We start from the raw sequence: 17,097 nt of genomic DNA, 5'->3' as shown, positions 1-17,097 counted from the left end.
ACGTCGCCTGGAGATGCGCGACTGCTTGCCGCTTCGCGGCGGGCGCTACCATTTTTTTGACAGCAGATCCTTCAGACCCGCATTGTCGAGCATCGTGTCCGCGAGCAGCCGCTTGAGCCGTGCGTTCTCCTCCTCTAGCGCTCGAAGCCGCTTCGCGTCGGATACCTCCAACCCGCCATACTTGGCCTTCCACGCGTAGTACGTCGCGCTCGCCATGCCGTGCTTGCGGCACAGCTCCGTCACCACCGCACCCGCCTCAGCCTCCTTCAGGATGCCAATAATCTGCTCTTCCGAAAACTGCTTCCGCTTCATCTGTCCGTCCCTTGTAGGGGCCGGTCTCTAGTTCCAACTGGATGAAGAAACGGGGGTCACGTCAGCCGATCTATCGATCAGCGTGCACCACGGTGATTGGCCATCCGTTGCATGACTTCGAACTGGCGATGACGGCGCTACGTGGCGCGTTCGTGGTAACCACTAGAGCGTTCTCACGCCAAGTCAGATCAACAGAAGGCTCTCCATCCAGTGCCACTGCTCGGCAAGACAGCGTGCGCACTTGCGGCAATAATGCTGGCTGAACCCACACAACGCGTGAGAAGCCGCTTACGGCACCACAATCGGTCATTTGAACACGAGCATCGACCCAGCCGGATGGGGACCGACTTTCTGCATAGGTCGTCGTTTCGCACATTGCTGCGCCGAGTGAGGTCCAACAGACGAACACGAATAGGGCGAACAGGATCGCGCATCCAAAACCAGCTTGCCGACGTTCCGACGCTGTCAGTTCGCGCTTTTCTGCCATCGGCTGTTGATGGATTGGATCATTCATGTCCGCAATGGGGTCGTTAGCTGCCGGTCTGCTGTTGGCACGCCCAACGAGCGCCGGAACGGCTCAAAGTGGGTGGGAAGCTGCCGCTAAAGATCGCTTACGCGCACCCGGTTCTTGTGGGGCGGAACGTAAAGTTCTGCACGGATCCCGGCGTCACATATCCAACTATGCAATTGTACTCGCGCCCAGACGCATAGCGCAGGCGAATGCTTCCGCTTCCCTCGCAGTCGATCACCCTGCTGCCGCCGAACCGATCACCGCTCCGCCTAAGCGGCGTATCATCACCGCAGAGCGTCAGCGTTGCTGATGCAACGAGCTTTGCTTCGTCATGCACGACGAACGTGTTCTCGATCCTCGTGCAGGACCAACCCATCAGCAATAGAAGCGGAGTAAGCTTCCTCATCTCTAGCTGGTATGAGCTGAAGGGGCCTATGTCCGCAATGGGGTCGAACCCGGTCGACCGAAACGGCTTCAAATGGGTGGTTAGCTGCCGGTTCGCTGTGCGGGGGTGGGGCTGCAAAGCCGACATAGGCTCAACTGGGGCGGGTTTCGGACCAGCACGGCTTCAATCTGCGAAAAATATCGCTCACCCAGGCGGCAAGCGGGGTTCCGGCATTCGACCGTAGCTCAAGGGGAACCCCCATCTCGGAACCGTAACGGCCATTGAAACGGACACTGTATCCGACGCCATGGAGAATGATGTTTTCGGGATCGCCCGGAACGACAGGGGTAGGCATCGGAACCGATCGCAATGCGTCGACAGCTTCAGCTACGGCAGGACACGTTCGGCTATCTGTCCACATGACCTTGAGCACCTCTCCCTGACGGCGAGCGGTGAATCGCAACGTGATGGTATCCTTCATCACACCGCCTTCGGCGCGTAGATACTCGACGGTTTCCGAAGTGTGGGCGAGGTCAACCGACGATGACAAAGATGCCCACACATCCCGGGGCAGCGGCTGAGCGGCGCTCGCTTGTAGGACTAAGGCAACGAGCATGGAGACTCCGGCTCATCTAGATCAAGGGGTGTCATCATTGACGCAACGTCTGCTTTGGGGATGGTCGCACGTCGCCCCAGCGGCGACAATGGGGTCGGAATCAGAATGGCAGCTATCGGCGGCAAATACGGGAAAGCCGCCGTCCGTTATCCCAATCCGCCCGGTAGATCGCATTCCCGGATCGAAGCTGCAAACAGGAAAGATCGCCCTTGCTAGACCGCACCAAGGCAAGTGTCCGCCCATAACGGTCCTTCCCCAATCGTTCGATCTTAATCGTTGCGTCCAGCGCGCCTTGGAGGTTCTTTGTTGATCGATGTGGATCACCAGGCGCACAACGCCGCCCACGCTGACACCGGCCCATTTCAGGGGCATCGATTGCCAGCAAGCGGATACGTTCCCTTCCGCAACGTAGGGTGTCGCCATCAACGGCATGGCAGCCGGTTACAGAGGATGCCGCGCTAAGAAGCGCCAACGCAAACAATCCCATTGTTCCCCTCATATTGCCGTTAACCTGCCCGCCGACGCCTACGGTATTCTTCTAAGTCTATCGGTTCTGGCGTTCGTGGCAGCGCAGAACGTGCAAATCTAGGCCTGGGCGGTAGCGGGTCGTCTTCTGGTGGTGGACTGTTGGGCTGCCATGACACTGCCGGGTATCTCGCGCCGCAGCCATCTGGACGCTTGCAAACAAGGTGCCGGGCGAAGTTAGGCCATGAACAATCCCACTTCTTACGACGCCAATAGGTCCAAAGATCGCCCGGGCTAAACAGGGCTACACGCCCGCATTGCCTACATTCCGCTCTTACGGTTCCACCATGCCGAGTGAGCGTTTCAAGATCGCGAATAGGGCCAACCACATCAAAGCGTCAAAACCAGCTGGCGCGGATCGGCGCGATGATCCTCACCCAGAATGGATCGGGCAAGTTGAAGCGCCGCTTCCTCGCGGACGCGCTCGCTAGGCGCGGTAATTCCCACCCTAGCCCATGCGGGCGCGGACAGGATGGTTTCGACTAGCTGGGTTGGCGCGACTCGTTCCATGCATCCGTTATGGAACAAAGGCAGAACATGTTTCAACCTACCTGCATCCCAAAGTGTGAAGAATGCTCATGCCAGGGGCTTTTGGCTGCACGGGTTAGGTTGAAGTGCGCCGCGAGTTTCTAGGACTTCTCTTATCCAGCATCACTTGTTCGGCATCACCTTCCCCGTTGCGGGGTAACTGGCATTTTGCCATGCATGGAAGGCACGTCGGTCAATCCCGCGTGTGGGGCGTGGAATCCCCGAAAGCCTAAGGTCCGGTCGAGTTTCTCGGCCGGTCGGCTGTCGCCATGTCCAAGGCTTTGCCCAAAAGCGGCAGCGCCTTGTCCTTAGGCAGGGATTCCAACGGCCGGCTTTTCGCCGCCACCGCCTCCAACAATGAAGGGGGCGAACATGAAAACTATCGGCATCATCATGTGGGTTGGCGGGCTGGTGCTCGCGGGCTTTGCCGGTCTGTTCTTCGACACGTCCGTTGGCGGCTATGGAAGGATCATCAGCTTCGATCTTCAACAAAAACAGCTGATGATGCTCATTGCAGGATGCGTGCTGTTCGCCGTTGGCGTGGTGCTGCATGCCCTATCTGGCAAGCTACAGGCCCCAAAGCCACCGGCATCAAAAAAAGGTCCGTCTAAGCCAAACGGGGCAAGGATCGCCCATGCCCTTGATCTGGGCGTCATGGATACCGGCAAAGGGTATGCGTTTGAGGGGAAAGCCTACGCCGATATCGAGGATGCCATCAGGGCCGCTGACCCCGCAAAGCGCTGGGCGAACTAAGCGTGCGCTGTTCGGGTTGCGGCAAGGACATTCCGTTCGGCGGGGAAGTCTGCCCCCACTGCCAACGCGACAAGTCCGGGGATCAAGTTCTAACCGGATGCATGTTCGTCGGTTTCCTTGTGGGAGGCGGAATCGGCTTTCTGATCAATGGCGTTGTAGGTGCGCTCATAGGGGCGCTGGTATGGGTGGTCATCGCCGCCGTTATCATGGTGCCCTTGGCGCAGGCGAACGCGAAGAAACCGCCAGACGTGAAGGTCGCTAATCGGCAGAAGGAAGAGCCTCTGTCGCCTTCAAGGCCCGCCACACCTACGCCTTCCGAAAAGGAGGGAGCCGCCGACCGGCTCCGGCGGTTGGATGAACTGTTAGCGGAAGGCATCATCACCATGGAAGAATATGAGCATCAGCGGCGGGCGATTATTGCCTCCCTGTGATGATTAGGCCCGCTTTTCCACGCGCTGAATTGCCGACCTTGATACGCCATATTCCTTTGCCAGCGCTCCAAGGGAAATGCCGCTAGCCCGCTTGCTGCGGATAGCTTCCTGCATTGTTGGATTAAGCGCTTGGGGCCGTCCAAGCTGTTTACCTGCATCCTTTGCCCGCTTGAGGCCCGATTGCGTCCGCTCGATCAAAAGATCGCGCTCAAACTCCGCCACGGCAGCTATAACGCCCATTGTCATCTTACCGGCAGCGGACGTTAGATCGACACCGCCTAGGGCAAGGCAATGAACCCGCACCCCTTCCGCCGCCAGCCGCTCCACTGTTGCCCTAAGGTCCATTGCGTTGCGGCCTAGTCGGTCCAGCTTGGTCACTATAAGAATGTCGCCGGACTCGAGCCGATCCACCAGTCGGGCAAATCCCTTGCGCTCCATTGCCGCTGTGGAGCCTGACACCGTTTCCGCGACGATGCGCTTGGGATCGACGGCAAAGCCAGCCGCCTCAATCTCGCGCACCTGATTATCGGTCGTCTGTTCAGCCGTGCTGACCCGGCAATATGCAAATGCTCTACCCACACCGCCCTCCGTATCGAATCGGTGCATCGTAATTACAGCGTATCGGAATGCTTGTGGAGTCTTATTTTAGATACATGATAGCAGCATGTATCTAAAACGGACGATTTCAAGACTCCGAGGCGGGGTTGCCACCTCGCTTGGCCTGTTAGCGAATATACGTGAGCAGGTCGTTAGGGGCGGAGGCAATTATGTCCCATCCGGCACCCCGTTCCAGCACGCTAGACCATCCAGCACCGACTGATCGCATTTCGGCGCGTCGATAGGCTTCAGCATCAACAGCAGAGTCGCCAATCCCGAGTGCATCGACAGATGAACATCCAAGGCGGGAAAGACACATCTCAATCGGAGCAGGGTGAGGTTTTCGCGGGCTGCAATCGTGATATGAAATCAGGCAGTCATAATTCAGTGCATGCTGCCTTAAGACTTTCTCTGCATAGAAGGACACGCTCGCGGTGACGAAGCCGACCCTAACCCCGTCGCCGCGCAGCTGATCTAGTGCCTCTTTCATTCCGGGAAAGATCACTGTCTTATGCAGATTTTTCACTGATCCTTTCCAATCTCGTCGATCTCTGAATTCGCGCAAGGCTGATGTATCAACTGCCGTATCGTCTAGATCGATAATCAGTGCGTTCATACAAGAACGGCCTCCTTATTTGGCCACTGCGTAAACCTAGCGAAACTATCTTGAAGGACGTGCCCGTCCAATATTTTTCTAAGCTGACCGCTATTGCGGAGCGGCTCGGCCTTGAACTCCGCCATAAGACGGCGAGCACCATCAAGATTGAAGAGCTTATCATGCAACACATTTGGGTCCGGCACGACGCAAAAAAGTTTTCGGCCCTGCTTCGATGTAAAGTTCCCCTGGTGGATTGCCCCTCCCTCGTATCCGCTTTCAACCACGATTGAACAAACCGACATTCCACTCTGCATACGGTTGCGACGAACAAATTCTGCTCGGCGAGGTGGGGTGCCCGGCGGATGTTCAGAAATCCATGCACCGCCACCAGCAATAATTCTGGCTGCCAGTTCTTTGTTGCTAACAGGGCTTGCTTGGTGAAGACCGTGAGCAAGAACTGCGACAGTTCGGCCTCCGCCTCGAAGCGCGCCTTCATGTGCAGCGGTATCGATTCCGAGTGCAAGGCCGCTCACAATCGTGAAGCCGGCGCTAGCTAGCACTTCAGATATTTGACGCGCCCAACTTAATCCTAAAGCGCTTGCATCGCGAGTGCCAACAACCGCAGCACCAACCTCTCGAAGGGCAGCGACGTCACCCTTATAATACAGGATCGGAGGAAAATCCTCGATGAACCGCAGTGCGGCTGGATAGTCGCCATCTAGGGGCGTCAAAATACCAATACCTAGCTCAACGCATTTGGCGATGATTCGCGCGCTGGGTGGTTCGGTATCCTTTTGAGCATTAGCTTCTGCTTTTAAACCCATTTGATCAGGAGACGGAATCTCACGTGTTACCGCAGAATGTTTAATTATTCTTCGAAGAGATACTGCGCCAACCCCCGGCAAATCGGCCAAGCGAAGAATATTTATTGCGTTGTGAGTGATCATGCTACCGCAGGCTTACGTTTGGAGTTGTTAATCCAAGCTTGATTCCACTTATCAGGAATATGCTCGTTGCTAACGTTTACGCCGAACCCCGTGGCGTATGCGTTTCGTTCATGTTTTCCCAATGCTAGGCCAATCGCGGATATACCACACGATGTTTCGTCAAGCGCTCTTTTCATTTCTCCTAGCGTCGCACCCCGCGTGACAAAGTCGTCCAATATAATAACGGTCGATACACCCTCTATCTTCTGACAGGTGTATTTGCCACTTACCTCCCCGTCGCGCTCACCACTGCTGGATAGAGTATGAAGCGATCGATGCGCTTGTTTGCTGAACTTTTCGCCAACGAAGGTTAAATTAAGCCTTTGCGCTAGCCATCGCCCCGTTCGACACAGCACGTGGTTGTTATTCAGCTTTGTTGCTCGCGACGAAAGCGCGACAGCAAGCCCAACCGAAGCGGGCTTTAAGTTGCGGCGCGCCATCAGTTCCTTGGTAGCTTCAAGCAGGACGTATGCGCCGCCCATAAAGGCTGGAGTTTCGTCGGCCTTGAACGCCACGAAACGTTGCGTCCACACATCTCCAGGCTGGTCCAGAATTCGCCAGCCAACCGTATAAACGGGGATGGTAAAACCACTCGTATCCAATCGGTCAAATCGCAATAGATGACCATCCTGAACAGGTGTAGGAACCCCCATGCGCGCCTCCGATGCCCCTTGTAATGTTCCCGCTTTGGCCCTCCTAGGTCAAGTGCCCACAATGTGCATTGCAATCCGGAGTTCCTGAACTGTTAGCGGCACCCGCCGACGATGCGCCATGCGGTGACAGTTTGCACATAACAGTGCCAAATCAGATAGCTTGGTCTTTTCCCCCGGCGGAATGGCATGAACCGGGGTAAGGTGATGAACTTCAATAAAGTCTGTGCCCAGCTCGCCATACGCCTGACCAAAATCGAAGCTGCACACTTCGCACGCTAGCGGTCCGGCCGCTTTCGCTGCTTTAACCTTTTCAGCAACGAGCTTCCGGTCCCGCTCATACCGCTTGTGTAACCGTAACACGACGCCGCCTTCTTGCGCTTCATAGGGCGCTATGGCGGGTAGCTCGCCAACATTTACCTCATCAGCCTGTTCGACAGCTTGGCGAATTGCATAGCCATCAGCGGCAAGGTCCGCCAGGCGACCCGCATAATCATCCCAAACGATCTGATCGAGCTTCCCGCCCGACTTCATGCCCACCTTGCCCTGTGCAGTGTGCGTTGGGTCCAGCGCACGAAAATTCATCATTTTCAGGTAGACGCCGTTGGGGTTGCGGAACGTCTCGTTTGCTGGACCGTCAGTAAGCCGGCGCATCTTATTCAGCAGCGCCGAAATGTCGGCTACGGCCGCGCTTTCCTTGCCGGGTGGGTTAGCCGGATTGGTCATGTAAAGATTCAGCGCGAGGACTAGTTCGTCGCGGGTCCACGCCGGATTGCGCGACAACGTCACCAGATCGACTTTGTTGGCTTGAATGTGGGGCGGAATTTGCAACCCTCCCAAACATCCAGCGAAATCAAATATTTAGCTGGTTCCTTGGCGGAGACGGAGGCCGCCAAAATACGTTGATTACAAGCTAAATTATTAAGCGATTGCGAGCCCGTCATAATTCTAGCCATAAATTCGAACCAAGCTTGCCTCCTACACGGACGGCCGATCATAGCTGATGGCATTGCGCTAAAAATGTCCTCAGTTTAGGCCACAAGTGGCAAGCGACAGCGGCTCAATCAGGCGATTGCGCCAGCGCTAGAGTAGGCTTGCCATGCTGCTCCTGTCGCGCATAGCAAGCATGTGAAATCAAAAGCCAACAGCCTGTGAGTGCTGGCCAGCGCGGACCGCGCTAGGCAAAAGCGACGCGCCGCTCCGGCGGTTTCGCTCCCCATTAGGTTCGTCCGATGCCACAAGACTCCAAACCCTTCATAGAACAGCTCCGGGTGAAGCTGAACAAGGATCCGGACGCAGTCATCTTGGACTATTTTGGTGCGCCGATGACCCGCGGCCAACTGGCGGATATTGCCCGCGCGATCGTCGCGCAACTCGACGATGCGTCAGTGCCTGCAGACGCGTCCGTCGGGCTGATCATGCGCAATCGGCCGCTGCACGTCGCCGCCGTCTTGGGGTTGGTCTCTGCGAACCGGTCGCTGACGAGCATTTACGGAATGCAGGCACCGCGTGCATTGGCAACCGACATCGTAGAGTCCAAATTCGCCGCTGTGATCGCAGAAGGGAAGGACTTCACTCCTGCGGTCGTCGAAGCGCTTTGCCAGAACGGCGCGGTCGGGATTGCGCTCGATACGGACACGCTTGAAATCGCGGTGCTGAATAACGCAGACCGCTTCGATTGCACGGGCGACTATCGCCGCGCCGTCGAGCCCGGGTTGGAGCTCTTGTCGAGCGGTACGACTGGCAAGCCCAAGCGCATCCAGTTTCCGTTCCGACTGCTCGAGCGCTCGGTCGAGACGATAAGGGCGGGGCTGACCGACGGCGCGCCGCCGCCCGATATTGTTACCTGGTCCTTCGCGGGTATCGCGATGGGCAACATCATCGCCAACATCATGCTCGACCGCTACATGTCGCTGATCGACCGCTTCAACGTCGATAAATGGGTGGAAGCCGTCAGGCGACTGCGGCCCGCCTATGTCACAGGTCCGCCAGCAGTCGCGCAAATGATTGTTGATGCCGACGTGTCGGCGGAGGATCTCTCGAGTATTTCCTATTACTATGGCGGCAGCGCCGCCATGCCGGTCGAGCTGCAAAAGACATTGCTCGACCGCTACGGGATCGCCACGATCTGGGCATATGGCGCTACCGAGTTCGCGGGCACAGTGATCAGCTGGTCGCTCGATCTGTACCGCCAATATGGCACTGCCAAGATGGGGGCGATGGGGAAGCCGCTGCCCGGCATCCAGATCCGGGTGGTCGATACCGAATCGGGCGCTGCGCTGCCGATCGGCGAGACCGGCTATCTCGAAGCGATCGTCCCGACGCTCGGGCCGGACTGGATCCGCACCACGGATTTGGCACGGATCGATGAGGACGGGTTCGTTTATCATCTGGGGCGTGGCGATGGCGCGATCATACGCGGTGGCTTCAAGATCCAGCCAGAGACGATTGCCGAAGCGCTAGCGCGACACCCCGCCGTTTTGGAAGCGGCTGTGGTCGGGGTCCCGGACCTCCGGGTCGGCGAGGTGCCAGCCGCCGCCGTGCAGTTGAAGCACGGAAGCACGCACGACGTGTGCCCCGAGGGGTTGCAAGCTTTCGTTCGTGAAGCGCTGCCCGCGACTTATGTGCCTGCCGTCGTGCAGATCGTGGAAGCACTGCCGCGCACCGCCTCGATGAAGGTAGACCTCGGTGCGCTCAAGCGCCTTTTCACTGATAGGGCGGCACAAGATCGGCGTTAGTGGAAGGTGCGGCCGCCATCCGCAGCCAGCGTCGCGCCCGTGACATAGGATGATTCATCGCTGGTCAGAAACAGCAGCACCTGCGCCATTTCAGCCGGCTCAGCCGGCCGGCGCATCGCATATTGCTCGACAAACCTGCCGTCCCCTTCGCGCAACAGACCGCGCACCATCGGCGTATCCACCAGGCCGGGACACAGGATATTCGCTCGAATGGCGGGCGCCAGCTCAGCGGCGGCTGCCTTGGTGAATGCGACTAGGCCTGCCTTCGATGCGGCATAGGCCGAGCCGCCGGGCGCATTCGGCAGTAGCGCCTGCCCCGAGGCAACGTTGACAATCGTCGCCGCCCGTGCCGCCCGCAAATAGGGCAGCGCTTCTCGGCAGATCCGGTAGGGTGCGTCCAGATTGATCGCCATGATGCGGCGCCATGCATCGGGCCCAGTGTCGCCAAGCGGCGCGTTGAAGGCCACACCGGCACAATTGACGATCCCATCGAGACCGCCGAGCGCCGCCGCCGCCTCATGCACGGCGCCGGCAGCGCGATCGCCGTCGATCACGTCGCAGGCGATGCGCGACACCTGCGGCTGATCCAGCTCGTGCGCCAGGGCGCCAGCATCGCGGTCCAGCCCGGCCAACTGCGCGCCCTCCGCGATGAACAGGCGCGCCGTCGCCAGTCCGATACCCGACGCCGCGCCCGTCACCAATATCTTGCGGCCTGCGAGTCGGCCGGAACCCCCTTGTGTCATTCGGACCTCCGGCCGTCGCGCATCAGAAGCTGAACTTCGCCTCGATGCCATAAGTGCGAGGCGCCCCCAGGATGACGCCGGCATAGCCGACATTAAGCGTGATGTCGGTGCCGCCGACGATATATTCTTCATTGAGGAGGTTGCGGCCGAACAAGGCGAGCGACACCGGCTTGCCGAACGCGTTGCGCCATTCGATACGCCCGTTGACGACCGTATAGGGCGGAATGCGCGACGCGAGCGATGGCGCACGGATCGACGGATCGTAATTGGCGTCGGCATAATTGCTCGTCGTCTGGTGATAGACGTCGCCGCGTATCAGCACTTCGCCGCCATCGCCGGGCAAAGGGAGCGTCAGCGCTGCAAAGCCGCCCATCGCCCATTCGGGTGTGCCAGCAAATGCCGATCCGCTGAGATCCGCCCCCGTGGCCTGATCCACAAAGCCCTTATAGCGTGCGTCGATATAGGAGACGTTGCCCCCGATCTCGAAATTGCGCACGGGCTCGAAGGTAAGGTCGGCCTCAACGCCGCGAATCGTCGCCGCCGCCGCATTCAGAATGCTGTTGACGAAGACCGGCGGCGTGGTGTTCGGCACGAAGAAGCCGATCGTTCGCTGGATGTCCTTATAATCCTGCGAATAGGCTGCCACGTTGAAGATGCCCCGCGCACCCGCAAAATTGAATTTCGATTTGAACCCCAACTCGAAATCCTTCACCTCTTCGGGGCGGAACGGCAGCAATTCCGACGGACGCCCGCCGCCAAAGTTGAAGCCGCCGGTGCGATAGCCCTTGCGATGCGAGAGATAGAGCAAGACGTCCGGCGTCACTTTCCAGTCGATCGTGCCGGTATAGGTGAGGTTGTCGAAGGTCGCGCTTAGCTGCTTTGCACACGGGTTCAGCGGCGTGCCGCCGACATCGGCCGTCACGAGGCGGCAAACGCCATTGGTCTGGCTGCGCGCGAAGACGGAGCGCTCGTCCCAGTTCTGTCGCACGCCGGCGGTAACTGACACCCCTTCAAGAAAGGCCAACCGCCACGTCGCCTGCGCGAACACCGAATAAGCTTCGTTGGTGATCGGATCGGCAAAGCTTGTGCGCACGGCTTTGAGCGGCGCATAGTTGGTGAACGTGTCCGAAATTTGTCGATCCGAACCGCGTTCGAAAAACCAGAAGGCACCAACGATATAGTCTAGCGAACCGCCCAAGGCGGTGCCGAGCACCTGGAATTCGTTGCTGAACTGCCGCTCGCGCATGTCTTCGAACGACGGGAAGAAATTGTAGCGCGACCCTTCGAGGTCGAAGTTGGTCGTCGAATGAACCGTTCGATATCCGAAGATGTTCTTGATCGTGATATCATCGCCGGCCTTAAGCTCGCTGACGTTGGAAAGACTGAAGGTCTTGATCCGCGTGCTCAGCACCTCGTTTGACAGCGTGGTGTGGAACGGCAGTGTGGCCAGCAGGGCCAGTTCGCGATCGAGTCCGCCCGGATCGATCGCAGTGACGAACTGATCTGTGATCGACCCTTTGCGATAGGCATAGAATTTGTATCCGGTACCATTTTCATCCGCCTCGAATCCCGACACGACCAGCCGGTTTTCGAAGACGTCTCCCGGCGCGAAGCGGATCGAAACCCGCCAGCTGTTTTTGTGCTCGTCGTCCAGCCGCTGTCCGGTCGTGAGGTTGCGGGTGAAGCCGTCACGTCGTGCGATCGCACCGGCCACGCGAACCGAAAGCGAATCGTTTACTGGAATGTTCACCGCACCCTCGAGGCGGACTGCCTCGTAATTGCCGTAGGAAGCCAAGGCATAGCCTTCGAAGCGGTCGGTCGGTGCCTTTGGTGCGATGATTACCGCACCGCCTGTCGTGTTGCGCCCGAACAGCGTCCCTTGCGGACCTTTGAGCACCTGAATCGATTCCAGGTCGAACAGCGACGAATTCAATCCGTGCGGGCGGTTCTGCACGACATCGGCGAAGTACACGGCAACGGCCGGATCCTTGGTGATATAGGGATCATATTGCCGCTGACCGCGGATCGCGACCTGCAGGATGTTCGACCCGAACGCCGATGGCGTCATGGTCATGCCGGGAACCTTGGTCTGCAGATCGCCCAGTTGCACGATATTGGCCTGAGCCAGCGTTTCGCCGGTGACTGCGGTCACGGCGATCGGCACGTCCTGAAGCCTTTCCTCGCGCCGCCGGGCCGTCACCACGATATCACCCGACACGCCGGACTGTACGGCCTCGGGGGGGGCTTCCTGCTCGGCGACGGGGGTCGCCTCCGCGGTCTGCGCAGAGGCATTGCCTCCCGCGAGCACTGCGCCAGCCGCCCCTGCAAGAAATGCCGCACGCGTACCAGTAAGCCAACGGATTGTCATGAAGCTCTCCCTTTTCGCTGCGCCTGTCGTCGCACAGTTCGTTGTCGTACTAGAATATTTGACGTCATCGCACAGCCGTGCACAGCGTGCGGGGCGCGGTTTGCAGGGATGTGATAATCGTTAGCCGGCGGCGATCGCGTGTCGCGACGGTGCGAGTCCGAGCGCGAACACGATCGCGCTCAATGCCGCGATGCCGCCATAGGTGATCGCCAGCGACACGTGGACGCGGGTGGTATCGTGCAGCACGATATCGGTGATGAACGCTACTAGAGGCGGGCCGAGGCACATGCCCATCAAGTTGAAGACCATCACGTAGAGCGCCGAGACCCGACCGCGAAGGTGCGGCGGTGTAACCATTTGCAACTGAGCTGCCGACGGTCCCGTGAATGGCTGGAGCAATGAAATGAATCCCCACCCCAGCACCACCAGCCCAGGCGTTGGGGCATAAAGAAAGGTCACGATCGCCAGACCGGCCGCTATCGTATTTGCAATCATATAATATCGTTGGTGAGCATCCTGCCGTCCTGCAGCGAACCATCGATCGACGATCCATCCGCTCATCAAGAAGCCCGGGATGCCTGCAAGCAGGCTGACCGCTCCCATCATCAACCCGACTTCGCCAATGCCTGTACCGAACCGCCGGACCAGCATCGTAGGTATCCAGGCAAGGCCCGCATAAGTGGCGACCGCCAGGAGTCCGAAGCCCAGAAAATGGCAACAGAAGAACCGCGAGCGCGAGCGCATGAACGGCAGCAGCGACTCCGGCCCTTCGACGAGCCCGGCGGCTGGGGCATCGGCGATGGATGATACGGCACGATGCGTACGGCGGCGGGGCTCGGGGATTAGCAGGACCAACAGGGCGATTACGATACCCGGCGCGCCAGTGACCAGAAAAACCATCTGCCACGGCTGTGTCACGCCGAGCAGGGGAAGCTCCTGTGGACCGATGCCTTCAAGATACTCGATGGCGGCGCCACCGCCAATGAATGCGACGGCGCTTCCCAGCACCGAACCGATGCCGAACACGCCGAGCGCTAGGGCAAGCCGGCGCCGCGGAAACAGGTCCGCGATCATCGAATAGGCAGCAGGCGACAACGAAGCTTCGCCGATTCCGACAGCCAACCGCGCGGCGAGCAACTGATGGAAATTGCTGGCCAGCCCGCAAGCAGCGGCGGCGATCGACCATGCGGTCGCGCCCCAATAGACGATCCACCGGCGCGAGACGCGATCGACCAGATACCCGATCGGAAGGCCGAACACGGCATAAAAGACGCCGAATCCCACGCCGTGAATCAGCCCCATGCCCAGATCACTGATCCCCAGGCTGGCGCGGATCGGCTCGATCATCAGCGCCACGATGTTGCGATCGAGATAGGAAAGGATGCCGATGATCAGTAGCACCGCCACCGTTCCCCAGGCATGGCTGGCCGAGACGGGCTGGGGATCGGTTTCGGGCGATGGCTTCATTGGAATTCCTGGACTGGGGCCGCGCCTTACGCGGAATCCCTCCTAACCCGTTCCGGACGGTGCGCGCATCGGTACGCGGGGGAATTCATGGTTGTGCAATCTGCGCCGCAATTCTGTGCGCTCGCCCGTCACATGGCATAATCGCGGATCGACTCACCTCATCCGGAGCCTGCCGTGACACCCGATCGGCCACCCCACATTGACGATCACGCACTGGCGCGGCCAGATGCCATTGCGGTCACCATGTCAGATGGCCAGTCGCCGCTGACCTACGCCCAGCTTGACGCCCGATCGCATGCGTTGGCAGGACAACTGCGCGCCGCAGGTATCGCGGAAGGCGATCATGTCGCGCTGCTGATGCCAAACTGCCCCGCATTTCTGGTAGCGGCATGGGCGTGCCACCGCTCCGGGCTGCACTATACGCCGGTGAACTGGCATCTGAGCGCCGACGAAGTGCGCTACATCATCGAAGACAGCGGGGCGAAGCTGGTGCTGTCGAGCAATGCTTTCGAAATGCTCGCCCATCAGTCAGTGGTAAAGGCGGATCTGTGGTTCTGCGACGCCGCCGGGCCATCGGGATTTGCACCGGCAAACGGCGAACCCCGCGATCCGGTTGCTTACATGGCGCGTGAGGGGGCATCGATGCTGTACTCGTCCGGCACCTCGGGCCGGCCGAAGGGGATCAAGCGCATGTTGAGCGGCGAGCCGTTCGGCACCTGGTCGCAAAGCGATGCGATGATGCGCGATCTCTACGATTACAATGCCGGTACGGTCTTCCTGTGCACTGCACCACTCTACCACGCCGCACCGCTCAATTTCGCGATGTCGGCGCAACGCGTGGGTGGCCAAGTGGTCCTGATGCCGGCGTTCGACGCAGAGGAAGCGCTTTCGGCAATCGAACGGGAAGGCGTGACCGTCGCTTGGCTGGTGCCGACCATGATGACGCGGATGCTGCGCTTGCCCGAAGCGCGCCGTGCTGCGGCCGATATGGACAGCCTGACTCACGTCGTCCATGCGGGTGCGCCCTGCCCCGTGCCGGTCAAACGCACCATGATGGAATGGCTCGGACCGAAGCTTTACGAATTTTACGGTGCGACCGAAGGCAACGGCTTTACCGCAATAGGGCCGCACGAATGGCTTGCGCATCCCGGGTCAGTCGGCCGGTCGGACAGCGTGAGGATCGTTGGTGACGACGGTGCGGAGCTGCCGCCGATGCGCGACGGCCTTGTCTATTTCGTCAGCAGCTGGAACCCGTTCAGCTATCACAATGACCCGGAAAAGACCGCAGCGGCGTTCGACCAGCGGGGATGGTCGACGCTGGGCGACATCGGGCATCTAGACGAAGATGGCTATCTCTATCTGACCGACCGCCAGAGCCATATGATCATCTCGGGTGGCGTCAACATCTACCCGCAGGAAATCGAAAATCTGCTGGTGCAGCATCCGTCCGTGGAGGACGCGGCGGTAATCGGGGTCCCCAATCCCGATTTTGGCGAGGAAGTGAAGGCCGTAGTCCAGCTCGTCCCCGGGGTGACGGCGGGCGTCTATACGGAACGTCAGTTGATCGCCTGGTGTCGCGAGCGAATTGCGCACTTCAAGGCGCCACGCAGCGTCGATTTCGTCGATTCGCTTCCGCGAATGCCCACCGGCAAGCTGCTAAAGCGTGAACTGATTGCGCGATACGCTTGTCGATAGGACCGGTCTAAGCCAGGTTTTCGATAACCATCGCGATTCCCTGCCCGCCGCCGATGCACATCGTGACGAGGCCGAACCGGCCGCCGCATCGCTTCAATTCAAAGATACATTTGACCGCGTTGATCGCGCCCGTGGCGCCGATCGGATGGCCCAGGGAAATGCCCGAACCGTTGATGTTGGTTCGCGCGGGATCGAAGCCCAATTTCGCGCCGACCGCGCATGCCTGCGCCGCGAATGCCTCGTTAGATTCGATCACGTCGATGTCCGAAAGCGTCACGCCAGCCCGCGATAGCGCGACCGGCACTGCTTCGACCGGCCCCAATCCCATCAGCGCCGGCTCGACACCCGCAAGTCCCCATGACCGGATTCGCGCGAGCGGCGCAACGGAAGCCCGTGCGACGCCGGCACGCGACGCCAACACCAGCGCTGCTGCTCCGTCGTTGATACCCGACGCATTGCCTGCGGTTACGCTGCCATCCTTTTGGAATGCGGGCCTCAACTTTCGCAGATCCTCGATCGTCGTGGTACCGCGGACATGCTCGTCGATTTCGAAGGCGGTCGTTTCCCGGCGAGACGTGACGGACACCGGCACGATCTGCTCGACAAACCGCCCTTCGGCGATAGCGCGAGCGGCGCGATGATGGCTCTCGACTGCCGCTTCGTCCTGGATCTCGCGGGAAATGTTGCAGGCAAGCGCGACATTCTCGGCCGTCACGCCCATATGATAGCCTTCAAAAGGGTCGCTCAACGTTCGAGTCAAAGCATCGAGCATCCCTACGTCGCCCATCTTCTGCCCGAACCGTGCGCGCGTAACGTAGTGCGGCGCATTGCTCATACTCTCCGCGCCGCCGGCAAGCGCGACGTCGCACTCGTCCAGCGTGATCGCTTGCGCAGCGGAGACCAATGCCTGGAGGCCCGACCCGCACAAGCGGTTGACCGTAAGCGCCGATGCCGCCGCCGGGATGCCGGCGCGCACCGCCGCGACGCGCGCAATATAGGCATCGGCCGGCATCGACGGGATGACGTTGCCAAGCACGACCTGCGTAACCGCGTCCGGCGCGATTTGCGCGCGCGAGATCGCCTCACGAAAGACGATCGCAGCCAACTCGGCGGCGGCCACATCCTTCAGCGCGCCGCCAAAGTCGCCGATCGCCGTGCGAACGCCCGACAGAATATAAATGTCGTCCTGCACCC

16 protein-coding genes and 1 pseudogene are annotated in these 17,097 nt (G+C 59.6%); 4 read left to right on the top strand and 13 right to left on the bottom strand.

The annotated features are described in order from the left end of the window. From BFL28_RS07055 to BFL28_RS21080, 4 genes and pseudogenes are all read right to left on the bottom strand, one after another. A pseudogene (locus tag BFL28_RS07055) lies at positions 1–312 on the bottom strand (transposase); the annotation flags it as partial. Between the two features lie 1,047 nt (positions 313–1,359). Beyond that, complete coding sequence (locus BFL28_RS20725; RefSeq protein WP_131818614.1) at positions 1,360–1,689, bottom strand: hypothetical protein; 330 nt, start codon at positions 1,687–1,689, stop codon at positions 1,360–1,362. Positions 1,690–1,936: 247 nt separating this feature from the next. Continuing rightward, positions 1,937–2,311, bottom strand: a complete 375-nt coding sequence (locus BFL28_RS20075; RefSeq protein WP_079246997.1) for a thermonuclease family protein — start codon at positions 2,309–2,311, stop codon at positions 1,937–1,939. A 368-nt stretch (positions 2,312–2,679) separates the two neighbouring features. After that, a complete protein-coding gene (locus BFL28_RS21080) occupies positions 2,680–2,859 on the bottom strand; it encodes a DUF6771 family protein (RefSeq protein WP_079246996.1) in 180 nt (59 codons plus the stop codon). A gap of 390 nt (positions 2,860–3,249) precedes the next feature. Between BFL28_RS21080 and BFL28_RS07045 the strand changes: the two genes are divergently transcribed. Both BFL28_RS07045 and BFL28_RS07040 read left to right on the top strand, forming a co-directional pair. Further along, entirely contained in the window at positions 3,250–3,630 is a 381-nt protein-coding gene (locus BFL28_RS07045; protein WP_158011631.1) for a hypothetical protein, read from the top strand. Between the two features lie 101 nt (positions 3,631–3,731). Beyond that, positions 3,732–4,061 carry an SHOCT domain-containing protein gene (locus BFL28_RS07040; protein ID WP_069319905.1) on the top strand — a complete coding sequence of 110 codons (330 nt, stop codon included), beginning with the start codon at positions 3,732–3,734 and terminating at the stop codon, positions 4,059–4,061. A gap of 3 nt (positions 4,062–4,064) precedes the next feature. Here the strand turns inward: BFL28_RS07040 and BFL28_RS07035 are convergent, their stop codons facing one another. The 5 genes from BFL28_RS07035 to BFL28_RS07025 form a co-directional block, all read right to left on the bottom strand. Continuing rightward, on the bottom strand, positions 4,065–4,667 hold the full coding sequence (locus BFL28_RS07035; protein ID WP_241527247.1) for a recombinase family protein: 603 nt from the start codon (positions 4,665–4,667) through the stop codon (positions 4,065–4,067). A gap of 118 nt (positions 4,668–4,785) precedes the next feature. Continuing rightward, the gene (locus BFL28_RS20065; RefSeq protein WP_079246995.1) at positions 4,786–5,274 is read right to left on the bottom strand and encodes an HAD family hydrolase; all 489 of its coding nucleotides are present in this window, start codon (positions 5,272–5,274) and stop codon (positions 4,786–4,788) included. Continuing rightward, on the bottom strand, positions 5,271–6,203 hold the full coding sequence (locus tag BFL28_RS20060) for a DNA-processing protein DprA (RefSeq protein ID WP_079246994.1): 933 nt from the start codon (positions 6,201–6,203) through the stop codon (positions 5,271–5,273). Before BFL28_RS20060 ends, BFL28_RS20065 begins: the two co-directional genes overlap by 4 nt. Continuing rightward, complete coding sequence (locus BFL28_RS20720; RefSeq protein ID WP_131818613.1) at positions 6,200–6,895, bottom strand: phosphoribosyltransferase; 696 nt, start codon at positions 6,893–6,895, stop codon at positions 6,200–6,202. Before BFL28_RS20720 ends, BFL28_RS20060 begins: the two co-directional genes overlap by 4 nt. Before the next feature lie 48 nt (positions 6,896–6,943). Beyond that, positions 6,944–7,723, bottom strand: a complete 780-nt coding sequence (locus tag BFL28_RS07025; protein ID WP_241527246.1) for an HNH endonuclease — start codon at positions 7,721–7,723, stop codon at positions 6,944–6,946. A gap of 401 nt (positions 7,724–8,124) precedes the next feature. Here BFL28_RS07025 and BFL28_RS07020 point away from each other — a divergent pair, with 401 nt between their 5' ends. Then, positions 8,125–9,630 carry a class I adenylate-forming enzyme family protein gene (locus tag BFL28_RS07020; protein WP_069319903.1) on the top strand — a complete coding sequence of 502 codons (1,506 nt, stop codon included), beginning with the start codon at positions 8,125–8,127 and terminating at the stop codon, positions 9,628–9,630. Here the strand turns inward: BFL28_RS07020 and BFL28_RS07015 are convergent. From BFL28_RS07015 to BFL28_RS07005, 3 genes are all read right to left on the bottom strand, one after another. Further along, complete coding sequence (locus BFL28_RS07015) at positions 9,627–10,373, bottom strand: SDR family NAD(P)-dependent oxidoreductase (RefSeq protein WP_069319902.1); 747 nt, start codon at positions 10,371–10,373, stop codon at positions 9,627–9,629. The genes BFL28_RS07020 and BFL28_RS07015 overlap by 4 nt on opposite strands. Positions 10,374–10,395: 22 nt before the next feature. Then, positions 10,396–12,741 carry a TonB-dependent receptor gene (locus BFL28_RS07010; protein WP_079246993.1) on the bottom strand — a complete coding sequence of 782 codons (2,346 nt, stop codon included), beginning with the start codon at positions 12,739–12,741 and terminating at the stop codon, positions 10,396–10,398. Positions 12,742–12,861: 120 nt separating this feature from the next. Further along, the gene (locus BFL28_RS07005) at positions 12,862–14,208 is read right to left on the bottom strand and encodes an MFS transporter (protein WP_069319900.1); all 1,347 of its coding nucleotides are present in this window, start codon (positions 14,206–14,208) and stop codon (positions 12,862–12,864) included. Positions 14,209–14,382: 174 nt separating this feature from the next. On the opposite strand from BFL28_RS07005, the gene BFL28_RS07000 reads away from it, so the two are divergent. Continuing rightward, positions 14,383–15,903, top strand: coding sequence for an AMP-binding protein (locus BFL28_RS07000; RefSeq protein ID WP_079246992.1), 1,521 nt, complete (start codon positions 14,383–14,385; stop codon positions 15,901–15,903). Between the two features lie 7 nt (positions 15,904–15,910). On the opposite strand, the gene bktB is transcribed toward BFL28_RS07000, so the two are convergent. Further along, a complete protein-coding gene (bktB, locus tag BFL28_RS06995) occupies positions 15,911–17,095 on the bottom strand; it encodes a beta-ketothiolase BktB (protein WP_069319898.1) in 1,185 nt (394 codons plus the stop codon). Between the last annotated feature and the right edge of the window lie 2 nt (positions 17,096–17,097).

This window comes from Sphingomonas turrisvirgatae, from assembly GCF_001721295.1.
Classification (GTDB): Bacteria; Pseudomonadota; Alphaproteobacteria; order Sphingomonadales; family Sphingomonadaceae; genus Sphingomonas; species Sphingomonas turrisvirgatae.
The sequence above is the reverse complement of the archived record's forward strand: the minus strand, read 5'-3'. Positions and strand labels throughout refer to the sequence as shown.

Coding starts and splice junctions, on each gene's coding strand:
- BFL28_RS20725 (WP_131818614.1), bottom strand. CDS start 1,689: ATGAAGGATACCATCACGTTGCGATTCACCGCTCGCCGTCAGGGAGAG.
- BFL28_RS20075 (WP_079246997.1), bottom strand. CDS start 2,311: ATGGGATTGTTTGCGTTGGCGCTTCTTAGCGCGGCATCCTCTGTAACC.
- BFL28_RS21080 (WP_079246996.1), bottom strand. CDS start 2,859: ATGGAACGAGTCGCGCCAACCCAGCTAGTCGAAACCATCCTGTCCGCG.
- BFL28_RS07045 (WP_158011631.1), top strand. CDS start 3,250: ATGAAAACTATCGGCATCATCATGTGGGTTGGCGGGCTGGTGCTCGCG.
- BFL28_RS07040 (WP_069319905.1), top strand. CDS start 3,732: ATGTTCGTCGGTTTCCTTGTGGGAGGCGGAATCGGCTTTCTGATCAAT.
- BFL28_RS07035 (WP_241527247.1), bottom strand. CDS start 4,667: ATGCACCGATTCGATACGGAGGGCGGTGTGGGTAGAGCATTTGCATAT.
- BFL28_RS20065 (WP_079246995.1), bottom strand. CDS start 5,274: ATGAACGCACTGATTATCGATCTAGACGATACGGCAGTTGATACATCA.
- BFL28_RS20060 (WP_079246994.1), bottom strand. CDS start 6,203: ATGATCACTCACAACGCAATAAATATTCTTCGCTTGGCCGATTTGCCG.
- BFL28_RS20720 (WP_131818613.1), bottom strand. CDS start 6,895: ATGGGGGTTCCTACACCTGTTCAGGATGGTCATCTATTGCGATTTGAC.
- BFL28_RS07020 (WP_069319903.1), top strand. CDS start 8,125: ATGCCACAAGACTCCAAACCCTTCATAGAACAGCTCCGGGTGAAGCTG.
- BFL28_RS07015 (WP_069319902.1), bottom strand. CDS start 10,373: ATGACACAAGGGGGTTCCGGCCGACTCGCAGGCCGCAAGATATTGGTG.
- BFL28_RS07010 (WP_079246993.1), bottom strand. CDS start 12,741: ATGACAATCCGTTGGCTTACTGGTACGCGTGCGGCATTTCTTGCAGGG.
- BFL28_RS07005 (WP_069319900.1), bottom strand. CDS start 14,208: ATGAAGCCATCGCCCGAAACCGATCCCCAGCCCGTCTCGGCCAGCCAT.